This is a genomic window from Arsukibacterium sp., assembly GCF_041616895.1.
Lineage (GTDB): Bacteria > Pseudomonadota > Gammaproteobacteria > Enterobacterales > Alteromonadaceae > Alishewanella.
In genome coordinates this window covers 1-2,745 of the sequence record NZ_JBFJPY010000183.1, presented here as the reverse complement: position 1 = coordinate 2,745, position 2,745 = coordinate 1, and the positions used below count along the sequence as shown (strand labels likewise).

General features: G+C 48.9%; 4 protein-coding genes. All 4 read left to right on the top strand.

What is annotated here, in order from left to right; genetic code table 11:
* A partial coding sequence (locus ABY802_RS16510) for a dTDP-4-dehydrorhamnose 3,5-epimerase family protein (protein WP_372628213.1) occupies positions 1–255 on the top strand: 255 nt, incomplete at its 5' end.
* On the top strand, positions 248–1,138 hold the full coding sequence (gene rfbD, locus ABY802_RS16505; RefSeq protein ID WP_372628212.1) for a dTDP-4-dehydrorhamnose reductase: 891 nt from the start codon (positions 248–250) through the stop codon (positions 1,136–1,138). The genes ABY802_RS16510 and rfbD, both read left to right, overlap by 8 nt.
* A gap of 23 nt (positions 1,139–1,161) precedes the next feature.
* The gene (gene rfbB / locus ABY802_RS16500; protein WP_372628211.1) at positions 1,162–2,202 is read left to right on the top strand and encodes a dTDP-glucose 4,6-dehydratase; all 1,041 of its coding nucleotides are present in this window, start codon (positions 1,162–1,164) and stop codon (positions 2,200–2,202) included.
* 92 nt (positions 2,203–2,294) lie between these two features.
* Positions 2,295–2,745: hypothetical protein (locus ABY802_RS16495; RefSeq protein WP_372628210.1), on the top strand; the 451-nt coding region annotated here is incomplete at its 3' end.

Sequence of the window (2,745 nt, the reverse complement as noted above, 5' to 3'; positions counted from 1 at the left end):
CGGCAGCAACTATTTATTCCCCGTGGATTTGCTCATGGCTATCTGACGTTAACGTCGCATGCATTAATTCAATATAAAGTCGATAATTATTACAGTCCGATAGATGACTGCGGCTTGCATTATGCTGATCCAGCACTGGCAATTAGCTGGCCTATACTGCCTTCGCAGATCCGGTTATCAGCGAAAGATCAGCAGCAACCACTGCTTAGCGCGTTGCCAGTTCATTTTAATATTAATGATAGGCTGTATGACTAAGCGGATAGTGATCCTCGGTGCGTCTGGCCAGTTGGGCCATGCGTTACAAGCAGAAGCAATGCGGTTACCAGACACCACTCGCCGGCTGCTGTGCTTTATACCGCGACAGGCGCTGGAACTGACCGACAGTACGGCATTAAAACACTGTTTGCAACACTACTCGCCGGCTATCATTATTAACGCTTGTGCTTACACCAATGTAGATGAGGCAGAGCGGCAGCCAGCAATGACGTGGCTGATTAACCAGCAATTAGTCGCACAGCTTAGCCATTACGCTAAAGCAAGTGGCGCAGCGTTACTGCACTTTAGTACCGACTATGTTTTTAACGGCAGGCAGCATCAACCCTATACTGAAACCGATAGCCCTGCACCGCTTAATCAATATGGTAAGAGCAAACTGGCCGGCGAGCAGGTAATGCTGGATATTGCGCCAGCAGGGTTAATTTTACGCACCAGTTGGTTGTACAGTGAGTTTGGCCACAACTTTGCCCGCAGTATCTGGCGTAAAGTTCAGCAAGGCCAGCCGTTACGGGTGGTTGATGACCAAACGGGCACACCAACTTATGCAAGAGATTTGGCGGCGCTTAGTCTGAAGCTGGTAACAGCAGATAACTTTGCCCGCCAGTTTGCCACCACTCAGTTACTGCATTGTGCTGGCATTGGCCAAGCCAGCTGGTACCAGATAGCACAGGAGATACTGCGGCTATCTGGTCGGCAAGTTGCCATAAGTGCTGTTGCCAGCAACGAGTGGCCAGCCCTGGCAACTCGACCTGCATATAGCGCGCTAAGCAGCACCACGTTAAAGCAACAATATGGCGTTAGCCTGCCACCCTGGCAACAGAGTATTGCAGATTGTGTGCAAAAAATGGGTCAGAGTGAATAAACTATTCCGAGAAATGGGTCAGAGTGAATAATTTAATGGGTCAGAGTGATTTTAGGTTGTTAATTACCGGTGGTGCGGGTTTTATCGGTAGTGCATTGGTTAACTATTTGCTCGAGCATACTCAGCATAAGCTGCTGGTGCTGGATAAACTCACTTACGCCGCTAATTTGGCTGAGGTTCAGCGTTTTAAAGCAGAGCCCCGGATCACCCTGGTGCAGGGCGATATTTGTGATGCTAACTTGCTGCAAACGCTGTTTGCCAGCTTTGCACCTTCAGCCATTATGCACCTGGCGGCAGAGAGCCATGTTGATAATTCTATCAATGCGCCGGCAGCATTTATTCAAACCAATATTGCCGGCACCTATACGTTGCTTGACGCTGCGCGCCGTTATTGGCAAACTTTATCAGCGACTGCACAGCAGGCCTTCAGGTTTCAGCATGTTTCAACTGACGAAGTGTTTGGTGATCTGGCCCCAGATGCTCAACCATTTAGCGAAATTACCGCCTATGCGCCCAGTAGCCCCTATGCTGCCAGCAAAGCAAGTAGTGATCACCTGGTACGCGCCTGGCACCGCACTTATGGCTTGCCGGTTATTATCAGCAATTGCAGTAATAATTATGGCCCCGGCCAGCATCGTGAAAAGCTGATCCCAAAAACCATCAGTAATGCCTTAGCAGGCCTGCCTATTCCCATTTATGGTAACGGCCAGCAACGTCGCGACTGGTTATTTGTGAATGATCATGTCGCTGCACTATATCTGGTATTAACCCGCGGCAGAGTTGGCGAAACTTATTGCATCGGTGGCCAGAATGAACGGACAAATCTGGAGCTGGTGCAGCAAATATGTGACATTTTGGATGAATTGGCGCCGGTTGGCTTTTGCAAATTATCTGCAGGTCAGCGCTACCGGCAGTTTATTCAGTTTGTTGCCGACAGACCAGGCCATGACCAACGCTATGCGATTGATAGCGGTAAATTACAAGCTGAACTTGGCTGGCAGCCGGCAGAGAGCTTAAGCAGTGGTTTATTAAAAACGGTAAAAGCATACTGTGCAGCGCGCTAGTGGCTTGTCACAGCCGCTTGTCACAACAGCAGGGCTCTGCTACCATCCACGCCGTTTCTAAAGGCTTTCAGCGTACAGGATGTCACTTTTCAATGCGTTTATCATGTTATTTTCTGGCAGTATGCTTTAGCAGTGTGGCCTTGTTTAGTCAGGCCGCGCCCTGGGTAGATACCAACGACAGGTATTTACGTAGCAGTTTAAAAATTCTGGCCGATGGTGGATATCTGCATTCGCCCATTAATACCTATCCGCTGATGTGGCAGCCACTGCTCAGTGATCTTGCCAATATTAATACCGCCAGCATGAATGACAGCCAGTTATTTGCGTATCTGCGGGTTATATCCGCGGCGAATTATGCCAAAACATCTGGGATCAAAGCGTTTAGCCTTGCAGCCAGCAGCGAACCGGTAACCAGTAATGGTTTTGGAAGGCACTACCAGCAGCAGGCTGAGATAGGGATCAGCACTGATTTTATCGGTAAAAACTGGGCGGTGGGCATAAATAAGCAGTTATCAACAGAAAGCCATTATAGTAATGGTTATG